The following is a 1,350-nucleotide window of genomic DNA, read 5'->3' on the forward strand; positions in this document are numbered from 1 at the left end:
GAGGGTGTAATTAGTTTTGTGTAAACGGTCATTTGGCAAGACACTGCCACCATAGAGGAAAAAATGACCTACGTAAAACGCACTAAGCGGGCCAAGCCCGATCCTGAGTTGGTCAAGCTGGCGGACAGCCTGCTTGCCAACTATAAGAAACCTGAAGACCTGATTGGCGAAAATGGCTTGCTCAAGCAGCTCACCAAGATGCTTGTTGAGCGTGCCCTGGAGGTCGAAATGACCGATCATCTGGGCCATGACAAGAGCAATTCGGTCACCAACGACACTTCCAACACTCGCAACGGCCACAGCGCCAAGACGCTCAAAGGCGATTTCGGCGCGCTGCCGCTCGATATTCCTCGTGATCGCCAAGGCGCGTTTGAACCGCAAATCGTCAGCAAGCATCAAACCCGCTGGACCGGCTTCGACGACAAGATCATCTCGCTGTATGCCCGTGGCCTGACGGTCAGGGAGATCCAGAGCCATCTGGAAGAGATCTATGGTGCCGAGGTATCGCCATCCCTGATTTCGTCCGTCACAGACGCTGTGAGCGAAGATGTGAAGGTGTGGCAGGCCCGTCCACTCGACGCCCTGTATCCGATTCTGTATCTCGACTGCATCCACGTCAAAGTGCGCGACACAGGCGCCGTCCGAAACAAGGCTGTCTACCTGGCCATCGGCGTGAACATGGAGGGTCACAAGGAAGTGCTGGGCCTGTGGATCGCTCAGACCGAGGGCGCGAAGTTCTGGCTGCAGGTGGTCACCGAACTGAAGAATCGCGGCGTGCAGGACATCTTCATTGCCTGCGTCGACGGCTTGAAAGGCTTCCCTGATGCCATCGAGGCAGTCTATCCGAAAGCAGCCGTTCAACTGTGCATCGTTCACATGGTGCGCAACAGCTTGAACTTCGTTCCTTGGAAAGTGCAGAAGGAAGTGGCTACCGACCTGAAGCGAATCTACAGCGCGGCGACCGTCGATGAAGCCGAACTCATGCTCACCGAATTTGAGGTCAAGTGGGACAAGGACTACCCGTCGATCGGCCTGTCCTGGCGGCGTAATTGGGCTCGGATCACGCCGTTCTTCGACTACCCGCCAGAAATCCGCAAGGTTATTTACACCACCAACGCCATCGAATCCATTAATATGAGCCTGCGCAAAGTCATCAAAACCCGCAGTTCATTTCCCACCGATGAGGCCGTCAGCAAGCTGTTTTATCTGGCGCTCAACAACATCAGCAAGAAGTGGACGATGCCATTGCGGGACTGGAAAGGAGCACTCAACCGCTTCACAATCCAGTTTGAAGAGCGGATGACGCCGAACTAAACGAAATTCCGTTTACACAAAATCCAGCACACCCTC

At 54.7% G+C, this 1,350-nt stretch carries 1 protein-coding gene; it reads left to right on the forward strand.

Annotated features, from left to right (window positions below; translation table 11 throughout):
• The first annotated feature begins 63 nt into the window (after positions 1-63).
• On the forward strand, positions 64-1,314 hold the full coding sequence (locus tag AC07V8_RS25725) for an IS256 family transposase (RefSeq protein ID WP_494681208.1): 1,251 nt from the start codon (positions 64-66) through the stop codon (positions 1,312-1,314).
• The last annotated feature ends 36 nt before the right edge of the window (positions 1,315-1,350 follow it).

The sequence above is a fragment of the Collimonas sp. GW821-FHT02H07 genome (genome assembly GCF_059421505.1).